General features: G+C 42.4%; 20 protein-coding genes, 1 riboswitch and 1 other annotated feature. Of the genes, 5 read left to right on the forward strand and 15 right to left on the reverse strand.

Annotated elements, in window-relative coordinates; translation table 11 throughout:
* Positions 1-45 precede the first annotated feature (45 nt).
* Entirely contained in the window at positions 46-546 is a 501-nt protein-coding gene (locus MHH61_RS02300; protein ID WP_073979823.1) for an intercompartmental signaling factor BofC, read from the reverse strand.
* A gap of 239 nt (positions 547-785) precedes the next feature.
* On the opposite strand from MHH61_RS02300, the gene MHH61_RS02305 reads away from it, so the two are divergent.
* Positions 786-1,430 carry a serine/threonine protein kinase gene (locus tag MHH61_RS02305; RefSeq protein WP_024427853.1) on the forward strand — a complete coding sequence of 215 codons (645 nt, stop codon included), beginning with the start codon at positions 786-788 and terminating at the stop codon, positions 1,428-1,430.
* Positions 1,431-1,462: 32 nt separating this feature from the next.
* Here the strand turns inward: MHH61_RS02305 and MHH61_RS02310 are convergent, their stop codons facing one another.
* Positions 1,463-1,645: a hypothetical protein gene (locus tag MHH61_RS02310; RefSeq protein WP_008342761.1), complete on the reverse strand. Its 183-nt coding sequence runs from the start codon at positions 1,643-1,645 to the stop codon at positions 1,463-1,465.
* 190 nt (positions 1,646-1,835) lie between these two features.
* Between MHH61_RS02310 and MHH61_RS02315 the strand changes: the two genes are divergently transcribed.
* On the forward strand, positions 1,836-1,982 hold the full coding sequence (locus MHH61_RS02315; protein ID WP_164512168.1) for a hypothetical protein: 147 nt from the start codon (positions 1,836-1,838) through the stop codon (positions 1,980-1,982).
* Positions 1,983-2,017: 35 nt separating this feature from the next.
* On the opposite strand, the gene thiC is transcribed toward MHH61_RS02315, so the two are convergent.
* Positions 2,018-3,778 carry a phosphomethylpyrimidine synthase ThiC gene (thiC, locus tag MHH61_RS02320; RefSeq protein ID WP_125586680.1) on the reverse strand — a complete coding sequence of 587 codons (1,761 nt, stop codon included), beginning with the start codon at positions 3,776-3,778 and terminating at the stop codon, positions 2,018-2,020.
* A gap of 126 nt (positions 3,779-3,904) precedes the next feature.
* A riboswitch (TPP riboswitch) is annotated at positions 3,905-4,013 on the reverse strand.
* A 235-nt stretch (positions 4,014-4,248) separates the two neighbouring features.
* Between thiC and MHH61_RS02325 the strand changes: the two genes are divergently transcribed.
* Positions 4,249-4,881 carry a LysE family transporter gene (locus MHH61_RS02325; protein WP_056767994.1) on the forward strand — a complete coding sequence of 211 codons (633 nt, stop codon included), beginning with the start codon at positions 4,249-4,251 and terminating at the stop codon, positions 4,879-4,881.
* A gap of 45 nt (positions 4,882-4,926) precedes the next feature.
* On the opposite strand, the gene MHH61_RS02330 is transcribed toward MHH61_RS02325, so the two are convergent.
* From MHH61_RS02330 to nadB, 5 genes are all read right to left on the reverse strand, one after another.
* Positions 4,927-5,544, reverse strand: coding sequence for a YhcN/YlaJ family sporulation lipoprotein (locus MHH61_RS02330; RefSeq protein ID WP_024423149.1), 618 nt, complete (start codon positions 5,542-5,544; stop codon positions 4,927-4,929).
* A 330-nt stretch (positions 5,545-5,874) separates the two neighbouring features.
* Positions 5,875-7,158 (reverse strand): SafA/ExsA family spore coat assembly protein, encoded by a 1,284-nt coding sequence (gene safA, locus MHH61_RS02335; RefSeq protein WP_125586682.1) that lies wholly within the window; start codon positions 7,156-7,158, stop codon positions 5,875-5,877.
* Between the two features lie 131 nt (positions 7,159-7,289).
* Positions 7,290-8,399, reverse strand: a complete 1,110-nt coding sequence (gene nadA, locus MHH61_RS02340) for a quinolinate synthase NadA (RefSeq protein WP_025092436.1) — start codon at positions 8,397-8,399, stop codon at positions 7,290-7,292.
* Positions 8,386-9,249: a carboxylating nicotinate-nucleotide diphosphorylase gene (gene nadC, locus MHH61_RS02345; RefSeq protein WP_125586684.1), complete on the reverse strand. Its 864-nt coding sequence runs from the start codon at positions 9,247-9,249 to the stop codon at positions 8,386-8,388. Before nadC ends, nadA begins: the two co-directional genes overlap by 14 nt.
* The gene (gene nadB / locus MHH61_RS02350) at positions 9,231-10,805 is read right to left on the reverse strand and encodes an L-aspartate oxidase (RefSeq protein WP_029707986.1); all 1,575 of its coding nucleotides are present in this window, start codon (positions 10,803-10,805) and stop codon (positions 9,231-9,233) included. The genes nadC and nadB overlap by 19 nt, the downstream gene beginning before the upstream one ends.
* An 85-nt stretch (positions 10,806-10,890) precedes the next feature.
* Between nadB and MHH61_RS02355 the strand changes: the two genes are divergently transcribed.
* The gene (locus MHH61_RS02355) at positions 10,891-12,042 is read left to right on the forward strand and encodes an IscS subfamily cysteine desulfurase (protein WP_081372088.1); all 1,152 of its coding nucleotides are present in this window, start codon (positions 10,891-10,893) and stop codon (positions 12,040-12,042) included.
* Between the two features lie 3 nt (positions 12,043-12,045).
* Positions 12,046-12,588 carry a transcription repressor NadR gene (locus tag MHH61_RS02360; protein WP_125586686.1) on the forward strand — a complete coding sequence of 181 codons (543 nt, stop codon included), beginning with the start codon at positions 12,046-12,048 and terminating at the stop codon, positions 12,586-12,588.
* 24 nt (positions 12,589-12,612) lie between these two features.
* Here the strand turns inward: MHH61_RS02360 and pheA are convergent, their stop codons facing one another.
* From pheA to rplU, 7 genes are all read right to left on the reverse strand, one after another.
* Complete coding sequence (gene pheA / locus MHH61_RS02365; RefSeq protein WP_024427846.1) at positions 12,613-13,491, reverse strand: prephenate dehydratase; 879 nt, start codon at positions 13,489-13,491, stop codon at positions 12,613-12,615.
* A gap of 18 nt (positions 13,492-13,509) precedes the next feature.
* Positions 13,510-13,953, reverse strand: coding sequence for an ACT domain-containing protein (locus MHH61_RS02370; protein ID WP_008342790.1), 444 nt, complete (start codon positions 13,951-13,953; stop codon positions 13,510-13,512).
* 55 nt (positions 13,954-14,008) lie between these two features.
* On the reverse strand, positions 14,009-15,295 hold the full coding sequence (gene obgE, locus MHH61_RS02375; protein ID WP_024423156.1) for a GTPase ObgE: 1,287 nt from the start codon (positions 15,293-15,295) through the stop codon (positions 14,009-14,011).
* A 21-nt stretch (positions 15,296-15,316) separates the two neighbouring features.
* Positions 15,317-15,910, reverse strand: a complete 594-nt coding sequence (locus MHH61_RS02380) for a sporulation initiation phosphotransferase B (RefSeq protein WP_024423157.1) — start codon at positions 15,908-15,910, stop codon at positions 15,317-15,319.
* A 256-nt stretch (positions 15,911-16,166) separates the two neighbouring features.
* The gene (rpmA, locus tag MHH61_RS02385; protein WP_003216586.1) at positions 16,167-16,451 is read right to left on the reverse strand and encodes a 50S ribosomal protein L27; all 285 of its coding nucleotides are present in this window, start codon (positions 16,449-16,451) and stop codon (positions 16,167-16,169) included.
* 12 nt (positions 16,452-16,463) lie between these two features.
* Positions 16,464-16,802: a ribosomal-processing cysteine protease Prp gene (locus tag MHH61_RS02390; RefSeq protein ID WP_034621123.1), complete on the reverse strand. Its 339-nt coding sequence runs from the start codon at positions 16,800-16,802 to the stop codon at positions 16,464-16,466.
* A 14-nt stretch (positions 16,803-16,816) separates the two neighbouring features.
* Entirely contained in the window at positions 16,817-17,125 is a 309-nt protein-coding gene (gene rplU / locus MHH61_RS02395) for a 50S ribosomal protein L21 (RefSeq protein ID WP_003216781.1), read from the reverse strand.
* 12 nt (positions 17,126-17,137) lie between these two features.
* Positions 17,138-17,210 (reverse strand) — a sequence feature (ribosomal protein L21 leader region).
* Between the last annotated feature and the right edge of the window lie 45 nt (positions 17,211-17,255).

Consider the following 17,255-nt stretch of genomic DNA (forward strand, 5'->3'; position numbering starts at 1 on the left):
CGAAAAACAGCTTGCGGTCTTCACACCAGCAAGCTGTTACACGCTTTAAAACGATATTTCATTTCGATAAGGCTTCATGACTTCAAGCACATGCTCAAATTCATCCTTTGTTCGAAAAGGAATGCCTTGCTCAAGCTGCTTTTCCACATGGCTTTCTAAACGGGACGTATCAATTTGAAAAAAGAGATGAATAGGCTCCGCCCAGCCGTCAGGCCTTCCATGAAACGTAGAAATCACACCGTCCTCTGATAATCCGATATATCCATTTGCTTTACTTAATGGAGAGATATCATCAATTTGCTTTCTAAAAAGGGCAAAATCCTCTTTTTGTTCTACCAGCGTCCAGCCTTTATACTGCGCCCAGAATGTGTCTTTGTCTTCTAATGATGCCCGGTGTCTTTCAATACTCACATCGCCGTCTAGATAGACTTTTTCAAGCTGGACGGTAATAGAGTTTGACTGCTTTTGCAAGTGTTCTTTTCCTTCCATATCCGCAGCGAAAAAAAGCACACTTGTCATGATAAGTCCTGTAACGAAACATTTCATCTTCACTTTCACTATTTACACCTCTTTAGAACATGAGATCGATGCATGACATATGTAGTTTGACCCATTTTTCTAAACATTAACCAAATCGATGATTCAAATGTATGTTAAGAGTCTTTCGTTGTATCCTTCATTCGTAAATGTTATGTTTTATACAATCCATTGCTTTATCGAATGACACGGTTTTTTCATCATTCGTTTTTCAGCCGCATAAACTGAAACCAAAGAAGGTGAAGTCAATGTCAGAGGTCAAAAGATTAGCCGAATCGATTCAGTATCATGAAGAGAAACGTTTTCATAAGCTTGCCTATAAACCGGCAGAGCTTGAACTGTGCGGCAAAGGAAGAAGTGCCTATGTCTTTTTATACAAAAAAGACGGCAAGAAAATGGCACTAAAAGTCTTTTTCCCTTCTTATCAGCATATTGCCCGCAAAGAGGCTGCCATTTACGAAAAACTTTCTGGTTCGTCTTACTACCCTGAGATTTATGAGTCTGGGGATCAGTATATTTTAATGGAATATATTAAAGGCTACACATTCTATGAATGCCTTACAAAAGGAATTCCTATTAAAAAACAAATGATTGAACAAGTCGATGATGCGCTGGAGGAAGCGCGCGAGAAAGGATTGAATCCTTCTGATATTCATCTGCGCAATCTGATCTTAACAAAAGAAGGGCGGATCAGGGTCATTGACGTTGCCAGGTTCACGCAAACGAAAGCATGTCATCAATGGGATGATTTAAAAGCCGCTTATGCCTATTACCAAAAACCTTTTTTCCCTAAAAAAGCACCGCGTCTGTGGCTTGAAGTTATTGCTTATTTGTATAAAAAGAACTGGCTGTCCCGCGGGCAGCTTAATAATCGAAATGATTTTTCTGCATAATGGAAGCCGCTCTATCTGAGCGGCTTTCTGCGTTATTCTGTTTCTACATGGATACTATTGACGTTTAATAGGTTAATGATTTCATTATTCAGCTTAAACCAATGATTGGCTTCTTCAATTTTTTTATACACATCATAGGTAGCTGGACGTTTGAGCTCGAAATCAAGCACTTCCCCATTGTTCATATGAAATGTTACCTTAAATACTTTCATCATAAGATCACCTTCCACTCTTCTTGTTCGCTGGTCAATTAGATCAGCTCTTTTCATTCATTCTCTATTGAACTCGTTTCCCCTCCTTGTTTCCATTCAAACCCAAGAAGTTTAAATTTTGTTTAAATTCAAACAAACATCTATCTCTCAAATCTGCAAAGAAGTATATTAGTTAAAAAGGAGGCTGCCCTTGATGAAGCAGAAAAAGAAACGAACATCTCCAGAAAGAAAAACAGTCTTTTTTCATTTAACAGATGCCCTCATTCCGAGTGTGGACATGATGGCATATGCAGTAAAGGCATTTTTTCACCTTTTAAGAAAAGCCTTCTCAGCCGTTTGATAAAACCCCGCACAGCATCGTGCGAGGTTCTTTTTTTAGGGCTGATAAATTTGACTTCCCTGGCTGACAAACTCCTTCGCCTTCTTTTCCATCTCTCTTTTCACTTCTTCAGATTGATTGCGGATATCATGAGAAATTTTCATACTGCAAAACTTCGGTCCGCACATCGAGCAAAAGTGAGCGGTCTTAGCACCTTCGGCAGGCAATGTTTCATCATGGAACGCCAAGGCTCTTTCTGGATCAAGTGACAGGTTAAATTGGTCCCGCCACCTAAATTCAAATCTCGCTTTTGATAATGCATCATCGCGCTTTTGAGCCGCAGGATGTCCTTTTGCTAGATCAGCGGCATGTGCGGCAATTTTATAGGCGATCACGCCTTCTCTCACATCTTCTTTATTCGGCAGACCTAAATGCTCTTTTGGCGTTACATAGCATAGCATGGCTGTTCCGTACCAGCCGATCATGGCCGCACCGATGGCGGATGTAATGTGATCATACCCCGGCGCAATATCTGTTGTAAGAGGCCCTAATGTATAAAATGGGGCTTCCTTGCAAATGTCCATTTGCTTGTCCACATTCTCTTTAATTTTATTCATTGGGACATGGCCGGGCCCTTCAATCATCACCTGCACATCATGTTTCCAAGCGATCTCTGTTAACTCACCTAACGTTTCCAGCTCTGCAAACTGCGCCTCATCATTGGCATCAGCAATCGAACCTGGTCTTAGTCCATCTCCAAGTGAAAAGGCAATATCATACGTTTTCATAATTTCACAAATGTCTTCGAAGTGCGTGTAGAGGAAATTCTCTTGATGATGAGCAAGACACCATCTTGCCATAATTGCCCCGCCTCTTGAAACAATTCCGGTCACCCGATCAACTGTGAGCGGAATATATCTTAACAGCACGCCCGCATGAATTGTAAAATAATCTACACCTTGTTCTGCTTGTTCAATTAATGTGTCCCTGTACACGTCCCACGTCAAATCTTCTGCGACTCCATTCACTTTTTCAAGGGCCTGATAGATAGGAACGGTTCCTACTGGAACTGGGCAATTCCGAATGATCCATTCTCTCGTTGTATGAATATCCTTTCCAGTAGACAGATCCATCATTGTGTCTGCCCCCCATCTGATCGCCCACGTCATCTTTTCTACCTCTTCATTAATGGATGACGTGACAGCTGAATTGCCAATATTCGCATTGATTTTGACATGAAAATTCCTTCCGATAATCATTGGTTCACTTTCTGGATGGTTAATATTCGAAGGAATAACGGCTCTTCCGCTCGCTACTTCCTCTCTAACGAACTCAGGGCTTAGCTCTTCTCTTATTGCGATAAACTCCATTTCAGGCGTAATGATGCCTTTTTTGGCATAATGCATTTGCGTCACGCGTGCTCCTTGTTTCGCGCGGAGCGGCTTATGATGAAAATCAGTTTGGACAGAATGGAAGGACTCCTTCTCCCTTGACCGATATCCGTTATCTTCCGGTTTTACATGACGCCCTTCATAGCTTTCTGTATCTCCTCTTTCTTCAATCCATGCTGCCCTAAGACGCTTTAATCCTTTTGTGACGTCAATATGAACGTTCTCATCAGTGTACGGTCCACTCGTATCGTATACTCGGACTGGTTCATTTTTTATGTCGCCCGCCTCTGTCACAGTATGTGAGAGCACAATCTCTCTTTTCGGTACTAAGATATCGGGCCTTGATCCTTTCTCATACACCTTTCGGCTGCCGTCAAAGCTGGATAATAATGATTGGTTGGATGGGACACTTTTCTTTTCCTTCATTTGCTGTTCTCTCCTTTTCTTCTTGTCACCGGACAGGATGGAATCAGCACCAGCAAAAAACCAGGCTCTATTTAAAGAACCTGGTTTCGTCGTCAGAAATAAACATGCATATCATTGATAGGATACATGCATCATCTTTAACTTCCCCACGCTGGTACGAGCCAGATCAGGTCCAAAGGGTTAAGAAGCTTATGCTTCTCTCTCAGCCCATTTACGGGCACCCCTAGTCACTTTAATTGATTTCCACATCAGTGTAGCATAGAGACATCATGAAGAAAAGAAGATTCAGGAAAATAGTTCCTTTCCCCTACAAGCGTTATGGATCATGTTGATATACAGTCTTCTATACATCATCTATCTCTATCATTTCAATCAAATCTGAAATAAACATTGATCCTTTTCTCCTATTATGTATAATTAATCTAAACGGAGAATTTTTATACAATTTATTCAAAGGAAGTTCTAGTCGATTGCAAACATTTCTCACATTTATCGTCGTAGGATTCTCAATTGCTCTGCCTGTTGGAGCAATCACGGTTGAAATGACAAAACAGGGACTCAAAAACGGATTCTTTCATGGTTTAACTGTCGGAGCAGGCGGTATGACCATAGACTTATTACTTATTATGGCTTTATATGCTGGATTTGCTCAGTTTTTATCTTTGCCGTTTGTTCAAATCCCGCTCTGGCTGATCGGAGCTGTATTTTTAATGATTCTCGCATACGATTCCATTAAAAATGCGGATCAAGATATCCATTTAGCAGGAGAAAAGGTCAATAAATCATTCGCAAAAACATATCGAAACGGCTTGCTCGTGGCGGTATCTCCTGGAAATCTTGTGTTCTGGGTTTCTGTTTTTGGTGCTGTACTTGCGGATGCGTATACAAAAACAGATTCATCTGAATTTATGCTGGCTGCCGGCGGTATTTTGGCAGGGATTCTCCTTCATGACATCGGTCTTCTCACACTTGTATCCTTAACAAGAAAAGTGATGAATCGAACGATGATCAAGTGGACATCCATTATTGCTGGTATTTTATTACTAGGGTTTGGCTGTTATTTCTTTTACGAATTTTATATAGGCATCAAGGTTTATTTTTAAGAAAAGGCTAAAGTTCGTAATGAACTTTAGCCTTTTTGTGTCAAACTATCGGGTCATGCCTGTTTGGCCTGTTTCAAATTGCGTTCTTCTCATGTCTCTAAAGCGTGTGAATGCACCTTCATCTTTTATGACTTGGACTGCTCTTCCATCCGCATAACGAGTCGCTGCTTCTTCTACTTGTGATACGCCTTCTGACGTCAGGCGGCCATCTGATTTAATGGCAATATACACATTCTCATCCGTCACCATGACTTGAGAGTCTGCCACGTGATTCATTTTATTGATGCGGTTGGCAATTTTTCTTGAACGCTGGATGTTCTCTTGTTTATCGTAGCCTGAGAACGACATTTGGTTATGATAGTTCATATCTCCATGACTGTAGCGTCCATCTCCACCTGTGAGAGGCATTCGATCATCAGCTTGAGGACGTGTACGGTAATCAACATTTGTTGTATTTCTCCCGTTCATTCCCTCCATGAGTTCAGAAACTGGTCCTTGATGATCTTGGTTGTTGTCTTCCGCTCGTTGATTCGAATGATAACCAACCGGCTGGCCTGATTGATTATGACGTGTATCGACACCTGCGTTATTATTTGCACCACATGCCGTTAAACCAATAGGAAGAAGCACTAATGCGATTGTTTTTTGCCATTTTTGTCTCAAACGAAAAACCCCCTGTACAAATTCAATCTCATGAGCGCGAAACAGGCTCTGTTTTAGCATGTACAGTTAGGAAAAAAATCAAGCTGTCAGTTATAAACAAAAAAAGGAACGATTGAGATCGTTCCTTCTGACTGGTGACAAATTCTAAAATGTTCTTGATTTTAGCCATTTGTCTTCTTTTCAGCGTAATAGAAAACCTTTGCAATCTAGGAGGCGAGCACCGGAACGGAGCGAATTTGACATTCGTGAGTACCGGCGCGCAGACCTGACACCGAATGCGAGGGTTTGTCTACACGCTGAAAGGAACGATTGAGATCGTTCCTTCTGTCATTAATCTTCTTCTTCTTCCTCCGGCCTTGCAAAAACGGATTGACCTGGATATGGCTGCATGTAAGGCTGAGCTGGATAAGCCCCCATTTGGCCATAAGGAACAGGATTCGGATAATGTCCCGGCCAAGGCTGATGATGCTTCATGCCATCATCGCATCCGCAATCTTCCTTGCCATATGCTGCATTTGAAACGTTTGGAAAAAAGCCTTGATTTGCGTTGGCATTTGCGTTGGCATTTGCATTGGCGTTTGGATGCGTATGGTGATGCCAGTGATGTCCGTCGTTTGCATGGTGCTCATGATTTTCTCCGTAGTAAGCAGGCGCTTGATACGCAGGATAATAAGGATGAGCCGGGTATGGATATGGCATCATATGATGGTGATAATATGGATGGATAGGATAACATAAGCCTGATCCCGGTAAAATTGGCGATGCCGGCACCATTTGCTGCGGATATGGATACATCGCCGGCATGTAATGACCATGACCATAACCAAAATAAGGATCATATGGTTCATGATGATGATGCTGGTGATGATGCTCGTTATTTTCAGCCATTCCCCCTACCGCTGCCCCTCCCACATTTGGCATTTGCGGGAAGTTAGGAAGGTTCGGATAATTGCCATGCTCCATGTCTTTTCCCTCCTCTTTTTGATGCGGAATATGAATAAACGGATCATACCCCTTTGCCACTTCATCTTTTAGATGACCTTTATTTTCATGATGAAAATGGTCCTTGTGATCTTTATGTTCCTTATTTTCATGATGGACATGACCCTTGTTATCTTTGTGGTCTTTATTTTCATGATGAAAATGATCCTTGTGATCCTTTTTGTCATGAACATGATCTTTCTTCTCATGAACGTGATCTTTTTTTTCATGATGATCTTTTTTGGGAGGAGGTGTGAATGGCTGGTAGAGATTGGTCTGATAATAGTTCACATCCACTTGCGGAAAAACTGGCTGCTCGATTTTTGGCACTGGCGGTACATATGGTACCGGTTCATTTGGCTTTTCCTTCGGTTTCGTATCTTGCACTTGCACGACATCTTTTGGCTTTTCTTTCACATACGGATGTTCTTTCGTTTTTGGCATTTCTTTTGCTTTGTGATGATCTGTTTTTACAGGAACACCACTAGATGGAATTTTAATCTTCATACCCGGCATGATTAAATCAGGATTACTGAGCTGTGAATTTAGTTTTTTCAATTCTTGAAAGTCGACTCCGTATTTCTTTGAAATTTTCCAAAGGGAGTCTCCTTTTTGCACAATATGAATTTTCAACGTTTTCCCCTCCTATGCAAAACGTGAACGTAACGGTTATGTCAGAAGTACAATATGTTTCAACATAAATTTATGCCTATTTACAAGCCGATATGATAAAAACTTGTTTTCTGATAGGAGGGGCTGATTCATTATTTAATGGCGAGCATTTTCTCAAGTGCAAGCAAAGCGTCTTTCGTGATGTCTTCATTGACCTGTATCAACCCGGCCGGCTGACCCTTCTCAATGCTTTCCAGTGACCATAGCAAATGAGGCAGATCAATCCGGTTCATAGTCAAACATGGACACATATCTGGGTTAAGGGATTCAATTTGTTTATCTGGGTGCTGCGCTATGATCCGTTTGACTAAATTCATCTCTGTTCCAATCGCCCATTTGCTTCCTGCTGGCGCCTGTTTGATCGTATCAATAATAAATTTCGTTGAACCTGCTAGGTCAGAAGCCCTTACGACCTCATGCGTGCATTCAGGATGAACAAGAATTTGAATGTCACGATCTTTTTTTCTCATTTCTTCTATATTCCGAACGGTAAACTTCTCATGTACAGAGCAATGGCCTTTCCATAAAATCATCTTGATCCGGGAAAGCGGCTGATCGGTGATAAGCTTTTCTTCTATCTGATCCCAGACAGCCATTTCTTCTAGCGGAATACCTAAATCAAATGCTGTATTACGTCCTAGGTGCTGATCAGGGAGAAACAGAATCCGCTCTTTTTGTGTCAGCGCCCACTCGAGTACTTTTTTAGCATTTGATGAAGTCACTGTTGCCCCGCCATGTTTGCCAACAAATGCTTTAATGTCTGCTGTTGAATTGACATACGTAAGCGGAAGTATTGTATCCCCAAACAAATTAGTGAGCTGCTCCCATGCTCTGTCTGTTTGTTTCATATTTGCCATATCTGCCATGGAACAGCCTGCCCTCATATCTGGCAATACAACGCTCTGATTCTTGTTTGACAGCATATCTGCCGTTTCTGCCATAAAATGAACACCGCAGAATACAATGTATTCAGCCTCATGATTGTCAGCCGCTATTTGTGCCAGCTGCAATGAATCTCCTGTTGCATCTGCAAATTCAATGACCTCATCCTTTTGATAATGGTGGCCTGGTATAAAAAGCTTTGAACCAAAAGCCCGCTTAATGTCTAACACTCGCTGCTTCATCTCATCATCAGAGCGGTGTTTATATTCATCTGGCATCATGACTGCATGTTGATTGGCTAATACATTAAGCATGGACATGAGTTGTTCCCCCTTTATGACTGAATTCCATATTCATACTAAAATCAAATGCTGGAGCAGAATGAGTCAGAAAACCAAGTGAAATAAGGTCGACTCCTGTCCCCCTGTAGCTTGGCAATGTCTCTAGCGTGATGCCCCCTGAAGCCTCTGTCAGAATGGACTCTGGCGTCATTTGTTTAAAACGTTTTACTTCGTCCGGAGAGCAGTTATCAAACATGATGACATCCGCTTTTGCATCAATGGCTTCTATAAGCTGCGTTTCTGATTCAATTTCCACTTCAATTTTCACCATATGACCGGCATATGCTCTTGCTTTCTCTACAGCTTCACGAATAGAACCGCATGCGGCAATATGATTATCTTTAATCATCACCCCATCCGATAAGCCAAAGCGATGATTCTTTCCACCGCCTGTCTTCACTGCGTATTTCTCTAACATACGCAGGCCGGGTGTCGTTTTTCTCGTATCACAAATCGTAATAGACGGGTCGCCTAATCGCTGCACCGCCTCATGTGTTAAGGTGGCGATACCTGTCATTCGCTGCAAAAGATTTAAAATGACCCTCTCTCCCTTTAATAAGTCGTTGACTGGGCCCTTTATTTTCGCCAGTACAGCGCCTGAATGAATCCAATCACCTTCTTGAAAATACAGCTCCGTTTGAATCTGTTCATTCAACAGGCGGTACCCTAGATCAATCACTTGTGATCCTGCCAATACACCAGATTGTTTCGCAATGATAAAAGCTGTTCCCTTCTTGTCCCCAAAGATGGCATCTGCTGATACATCTCCAAAGCCAATATCTTCTGTGAAAAAATGAGTGAGCATCTGTTTTAACTGTAAACGTTCCATTTGGCACCGATCCTTTCATTTTTCATGATATGAATGTGACCTTTTTCATGAACAATCTGCCTGCCCCGCCACAACGCATCGCTCCGCTCTGGATAATCCATTCGATAATGGCCGCCTCTGCTTTCTGTACGGAGTAATGCAGATTTGGCAAGGCAAACCGCTAATGCCCATTGATTGCTTAATTCGATCTGTTCATTTGTGATATCCTTCACATTAATTTGCTGAAAATTGACACGCTGCAACGAATGAAGCAAAGTCTGTAAACCTTTTTCATCTCTCACAATGGCTGCATATGTAGTCATCCATTGTCTCAGTTGAGATGTTGAAATCATTGGGACCATCCATATTTCTTGAATTGAAAAAGGTGGACTTGTTTCTTTCTGTTTAGGCAGTTGTTCAATTCTCTGTGCCGCTTTGCTGCCTAACACGAGACCTTCCAGAAGAGAATTACTCGCCAATCGATTCGCACCGTGTAAGCCAGTACAGGCCGCTTCTCCAATGGCAAATAGCTTTGGAACAGTCGTTTCTCCATATTCATTGACGCTGATGCCGCCCATTAAAAAGTGCATACCGGGGGAAATTGGCAGCCTGCCGCTTTCCATATCGACGCCTGCACGCTGGCACATCTGAGCTATGGCCGGAAAACGAGCTGAAAAATGCGGGATATCATGGATGTTAAGATACAATTGATGACCTAATTGCTGCTCATGAAAAATAGCTCTAGCGACCACATCTCTAGGTGCTAAATCAGCTTGTGGGTGAATACCTTTCATGATCCGCCTGCCTGTTTCATCTTCTAAATAAGCTCCCTCTCCCCGTACTGCCTCTGAAATGAGGCCAACTGCTTTTCCAGCGATTGTTAAAAGAGTTGGATGGAATTGAACAAATTCGAGATCCACTAATTGTGCCCCGGCTCGATAGGCCATCATCAGTCCGTCTCCTGTTATAGAAGGATCATTTGTGTTTGTCTCATATAGGGAGCCGCAGCCGCCAGTTGATAAAACAACGGCATCTGCGGTCATCGTATGTACGTGTCCTGTCTCGTCTTTCCATACAACACCCGTACATGTCCCTTCATGAATCAATAGATCAATGACATGATGATATTCGTATAAATGAATATGTGAGCCGAGCTGACTTTTCAGAAACTGTACAAGAGTTTTACCTGATTGATCTCCTCCTGCATGCAAGATGCGATGAGTGGTATGTGCTCCCTCTTTGCCTAATTGCGGCTCTCCCGCCTCATCTTGATCAAATGGACAACCTTCTGCTACGAGCTGCTCCACAAGGTGTTTTCCAAGTCTCACGATTTCTTGTACCGTTCTTTCATCATTGTGATCACAGCCGGCAGCTAGTGTATCTTGCACATGCTGCTCAGCTGAATCATGTGCTGAAAAGGCAGCAGCGATTCCTCCTTGAGCCAGCATGGAATTACTAGATGAACATTGTTTTTTTGTCATCATGATGACCTGGCAGCTTTTCGAAATGGTTTTTGCAAAGGAAAGCGCTGCAATGCCTGATCCCACCACAATAACTTTTTTGATTGATGACACCATTGCCCCTCCTGTCATTTACACCTGTCTTGACACATATCATTACACAACACTAAAATAAATACAAGAAAAAATTTTCACACGGGAGATGGATGGGTTGGTTTATTTAGATTACGCAGCTTCTACACCTGTTTCAGAGGAAGCGCTGCATGTTTTTGAGCAGCTAAGCAAAAATTTCTACGGAAATGCAAGCAGCCTTCATGATGCTGGGGGAAAAGCAAATGACATATTGACTTACAGCAGACAATCACTCGCTGCCATGATCGAGGGTGAACCGGATGGGATCTATTTTACAAGCGGTGGAACTGAATCCAATCTCCTTGCGATTCAATCGATCATCAATGGACTGCCAGCACATCAACAGCATGTCATCACAACTTCAGTTGAGCATCCTTCTGTTCATTATGCAGTTAGCAGCTTAGAGCGTCTTGGCATAAAAGTCACGATCATTGAACCGAATCAGGATGGAATCATAACAAAGGACATTCTCAAAAAAGCATTATTGCCTGAAACAGGACTAGTATCTATTCAGCATGCTAATTCAGAAACAGGAATTATCCAGCCGCTTGCTGAATTAGCGCCTCTTTTAAAAGAAAGGAACATTCTTTTTCATACAGATGCTGTGCAAACATTTGGAAAGATTCGTGTGTCCATCAAAGAACTTGGAGTCGATGCTGTGTCCATCTCAAGTCATAAAGTGTATGCTCCTAAAGGCGCTGGTGCCGTTTATATGGGCGCTCATGTTCCTTGGAAACCTTTATATACAGGAGCAGTTCAGGAAAATGGCTTACGTCCAGGGACAGTAAACGTTCCATGTATCGGTGCTTTTGCTGCCGCAAGTGAACAAGCGATGCTTAGGCTGGATGAACAGCAAAAATTAGATAAGCAGCTGCGTGATTATTTTCTTCAGCAATTAAAAATAAGACAGCTGCCAGTTCGTACACTTCAGGACAATGACAATCGCCGCACGCTTCCTCATATTATTGGTTGTTTTTTTGAAGGGTTTGAAGGACAATATGTAATGTTAGCATGTAACCGGCATGGGATTTGTCTATCTACTGGAAGCGCATGTGCTTCCGGTTATCACCATCCTTCCCCTGCTGTGAAGGCATTGCGTGTATCAGATCGTGATGCCCTACAATTTATTCGACTATCATTTGGATATCAGTCATCAAAAGATGACATCGATCAGCTTTTGCATACATTTGAGCATTTGCAAAAGGAGAAGAAGGGAGCTTAGGACGTGGAGCAAGAGAGGAAACTCATTGGCGAAGAAAGAAGAAACGCCATTTTAGAGTGGCTGAAAGAAACAGATACACCCCTTACTGGAAGCTTTTTAGCTAAAAAGGCTGCTGTCTCTCGGCAAGTCATTGTACAAGATATTTCATTATTAAAAGCAAAAAACGAACCCATTATTGCCACAAGCCAAGGCTATGTGTATATGGCAGCGCAGCATGCGCCAGAAAGAGAAATTGAACAAATCATCGCCTGCAAACATGATCCTGCTCGTACAGAAGAGGAACTGACCTTGATTGTAGACTTTGGAGTGACGGTGAAAGATGTGATCATTGAGCACCCTGTTTATGGTGAACTAACGGCCTCTATTCGCGTCAGCACACGGAAACAAGTCGCTGATTTTGTCCATCATATTTCTAACACCCGCGCGTCCTACTTGTCAGAACTAACAGACGGCGTGCATCTGCATACTCTCACTTCTTACAGCCAAAAGCAGCTTGACCAAGCCATTCAAGCGCTGGATGACGCTGGGTTTTTAATAAAAGACTAAAAAAATAGTGTCCTGCACGGGACACTATTTTTCATTCGTTAATTCATATGTTTGATAGCTGCCAAGCAGCTTGACCTCACAGCCAATCGCTTCTAATTCTTGAATCGCACCAGGGACGAGGACATCATCCATTTCTTTTTCAATGTCAATAATAAATAAATAATGTCCAAGACCTGTTTTTGTCGGACGAGATTCAATTTTTGACAAGTTAAGATTCCGCCAAGAAAAAGCAGACAGCACGCGGTGCAATGCGCCTGATTGGTCATCCTTAGGCAGACTGACCACAATGGTCGTTTTTGGCTTTGATGAGAAACCAGAATTCATTGGGAACGATGCGTTAGGATCTTTATGTAAAATCACAAAGCGTGTATGGTTGTGCGGATAATCATGAATGTCTTTTTTTGCAATCGCCAAACCATACGTTTTTGCGGCAATTTCATTGGCAATAGCCCCGACAGCTTCATCTGGATGCTCACTGATGTATTTTGCTGCATAGCCTGTTGATTCCACTGGCCGATGAGGAATATGAGGGTACTGCTTTTTCAGAAATTGATGACACTGGGCAATCGCGTGAGGATGCGATTGAATGACATCTAACGTCTCCCAGCTCTCCGCTCTTGATGGGTGGACAAGCAAATGCTGCCGAATTGGTGCTGTCATCTCCCCCACAATGGACAGCGCTTCTTCATGAATTAAATAATCAATCGTTAAGTTCACAGAGCCTTCGAGTGCATTTTCAAGTGGAACGACCGCCAAATCGACTTCGCCTTTTGACACAGCATCCATACATTGCGGAATCGTTGCATAGGCACGCTGCACCGCATCTTTTGGAAAACAAGAGCATACGGCCAAATGAGTAAATGTTGCCTCTGGTCCAAAATAACCTACAGTTAATTGCTTCATCTGCTATGATCTCTCCTTTTACGCCCCAGAACCGAGAATTTCGACTTTTTCGACAAATTCAAGCTTTCTTAATTGATTCATGACGGTGTTGATATCATCTGCCATACCAGCTGTACTAATTGATAAGGTGACATTCGCTCTTCCTTGCAGCGGAATCGTTTGGTGAATGGATAACACATTACAGCCAGAGTCAGCCACAATTTGAAGCAGTCTTGATAAAGCCCCAGACCGATCCTCAAGGTGGAAAAACAATGTGATGATCTGCTCTTTCACCATTGTATAAAATGGAAAAACAGCATCTCGGTATTTATAAAAAGCACTGCGGCTTAAATCCGCTTTTTGAACAGCATCGGCAACTGAATCCGCTTTTTTGCGATCGAGAAGCTTTTTGACTTCAAGCGTTTTTCGCATCGCATCTGGAAGTACATCCTCTCTTACTAAATAGAACGTTTCTTCTTTCACCTGTTTTCTCCCCTTTTAAAAACGGGAGAGCCCATGGTCTGGACCCTCCTTTTGATCAATCAATAAATTCGAATTCAAATTCAAGCAGACGAATGATGTCGCCATCTTTTGCTCCGCGCTCACGCAAGGCATCATCGACACCCATTCCGCGCAGCTGTCTAGAGAATCGTTTAACAGATTCATCTCTTGAGAAGTCTGTCATCTTAAACAGACGCTCAAGTGCTTTACCCGTTAAGACAAATGTGCCATCAGGATCTCTAGAGATCTCAAATGGTGCATCGCCTTCATCAAACCTGTACATCACGCGGTTATCCGACAGCTCCTCTTCATTATAGAGCGGGAATTCCGGTGTTGTTTCAAGCTGATTGGCGATTTCAAATAAGAGCTCACGAAGCCCTTCTCTTGTGATCGCACTAATCGGGAACACTTTATAGTCATCCGTTAATTTTTCTTTAAATGCCTCTAGATTGTCAGCTGCATCTGGCATGTCCATTTTGTTCGCAACAATGATTTGCGGACGCTCTGTCAATCTCATATTGTACTGCTCAAGCTCTTCATTAATCGTCACGTAGTCTTCGTATGGGTCACGTCCTTCAAGTCCAGACATATCAATGACATGGACAATGACACGTGTACGCTCAATATGACGTAAAAATTGATGACCTAAGCCAACGCCTTCGTGCGCTCCTTCGATCAGTCCTGGCAGATCCGCCATAACAAAGCTTCGGTTATCGTCTGTTTCAACAACCCCGAGGTTCGGTACAAGCGTTGTAAAATGATAATCCGCAATTTTTGGTTTCGCAGAAGAGACAATCGAGAGCAGCGTTGACTTCCCGACACTTGGGAAACCAACAAGTCCAACATCTGCAAGTACTTTTAATTCTAAGATGACGTCACGTTCTTTACCTGGCTCACCGTTTTCAGACAGCTGTGGTGCAGGGTTTGCTGGTGTTGCGAAGCGTGAATTCCCACGTCCGCCACGTCCGCCTTTGGCAATTACAGCCCGCTGCCCATGCTCTGTCAAGTCAGCTAGTACTTGTTCCGTCTCTGCATCTGTCACAACCGTACCCGGCGGAACTTTGACAATCATTTCTTCCGCATTTCGGCCATGCTGGTTTTTACTCATTCCGTGCTCGCCGCGGTCAGCCTTGAAATGGCGCTTATAACGAAAGTCCATTAACGTTCTAAGCCCTTCGTCTACTTCAAATACAACATCTGCACCATTTCCGCCGTCGCCGCCTGCTGGGCCGCCCTTTGGTACATATTTTTCACGACGGAACGCCACCATACCGTTTCCGCCGTCACCGCCTTTAACATACACTTTAACCTGATCTACAAACATAACTTCCTCCGTTTCTCTGCATCACATATCTCGTTCTTGCCTCAAACAAAGCTCAATCATGGACTCATGAGGCGTCACATGAAATTGCGTTATACTCATACATGGATAGTTTGCGTCATGAAACGCATTTAACGCATCCAAACTTGTTAATTTTCCTTTGAAATCAAAATATAAGATCACATCATTTTCTTCATGATCTGTTTGGAAAGTGACCGTTAAATGATTTTCAGTTTTTTGGCAAACTGATTGATCGAATATCGAAAACAACTCCTGTGATACCGTTAGCAGCTGCGATTCATATGCTGATAAGTCTCGGGTTTCACCAAGCACTTCATATTCTAAGGTGATAAAATGCGACTCCCAATTAAATGTTAGAAAGTAATAGGCCAATTGGGGAATTTTTAAATTTGAGAGTTTGGATTCATGCTGTGCTTCAATGACCATTTCTTCTATAATTTCAAACACGCGGTCATATTTTTCTAATGTCAAGTTGCCTTTGATCAGCTGTAATTTATTCATCCAGTCGTGTCTTGAACGACTGAGCAGATAGATCAATTCATTTGTTAATGCAACGTGAGTTAATTTTTCATTTTCTTTACTTGGTATCTCTTCCATTATCGCACTCCCAATCGTTTGGTCTCTCTTTTAGGAGTCTTATCATCAATATGTCTCCCTGAATTATAACAGAGAAGACAGCATAGAAAAACACTAGTTATGTGAGGAAAGGTTGTTTTTTCTGATCGTATAGGAGAAAATGAGGCAAAGTCAGCAAACGTTCTTTGATATTTATGGAGTGCATCTTCTTTTATCATCTTCGGTACTGCTTGTAAAAAGTGAAAAAACTCCAGTCAATGACCGGAGTTTTTAGCAATTATTGTGCCGCAGGATATACGCTCACTTTTTTACGGTCACGACCGAAACGTTCGAATTTAACTGTTCCGTCGATTTTAGCGAAAAGAGTGTCGTCGCCTCCGCGTCCAACGTTTTCACCTGGATAGATTTTCGTTCCACGTTGACGATAAAGGATAGAACCACCAGTTACGAATTGACCATCAGCACGTTTAGCGCCTAAACGTTTAGACTCAGAGTCACGTCCGTTCTTTGTAGAACCTACCCCTTTTTTAGATGCGAAAAATTGAAGATCTAATCTAAGCATGAAGTTCACCTCCTATTTTTTTGTTGATATTCTCACATAATCGTGATAATCTCGTTCAATTGTCTCTAAGGAAACGACCATGCCTTCTAAAAGCAGCTGGGCTTTTTCAAAGGATACTGGATCTGTATCAGCCGGCAGTTCAAAAGAGAAGTAGCCGCCATCTTCACCAATATCAAGCAGTGGGTCCAATCCTGTCAGTGCAATAATTGAATTGACTGAGCCAAAAACAACAGCAGATACACCTGCACAAACGAGATCCTGACCTTTTTCAGCAAACTCGGCATGTCCAGTCATCTGAAAAGACGTAATGCTTTCATCTGCTGAAGACCGAGTAATGGTTGCTTTGATCATATCACTCACACGCCTTAAGCGTTGATTTTTTCGATAACAACTTTAGTGTAAGGTTGACGATGACCTTGTTTCTTGTGGTTGTTTTTCTTCGGTTTGTACTTGAACACAGTAATTTTCTTACCGCGACCTTGTTTTTCAACTTTAGCCGTTACTGTTGCTCCAGCAACTGAAGGGTTACCCACTTTGACAGTGTCTCCGCCGACAAACAATACGTTTTCGAAAGTTACTGTTTCACCTGCTTCAGCAGCTAGTTTTTCAACATAAACAGTTTGACCTTCTTCAACTTTTACTTGTTTACCACCAGTTTCGATAATTGCGTACATCTCTGCACCTCCTAATAAACTCAGACTCGCCGAATACAGGGGGCCATAGGCACTTTACACCTGCTCCGCGCGGTTGTAGCACGGGTGCTACATATCCATAACATTAAAAAATATATCAAACTAGACGCAG

This window comes from Bacillus sp. FSL K6-3154 (assembly GCF_040869395.1).
In the GTDB taxonomy this organism is placed as follows: Bacteria; Bacillota; Bacilli; order Bacillales; family Bacillaceae; genus Bacillus; species Bacillus safensis.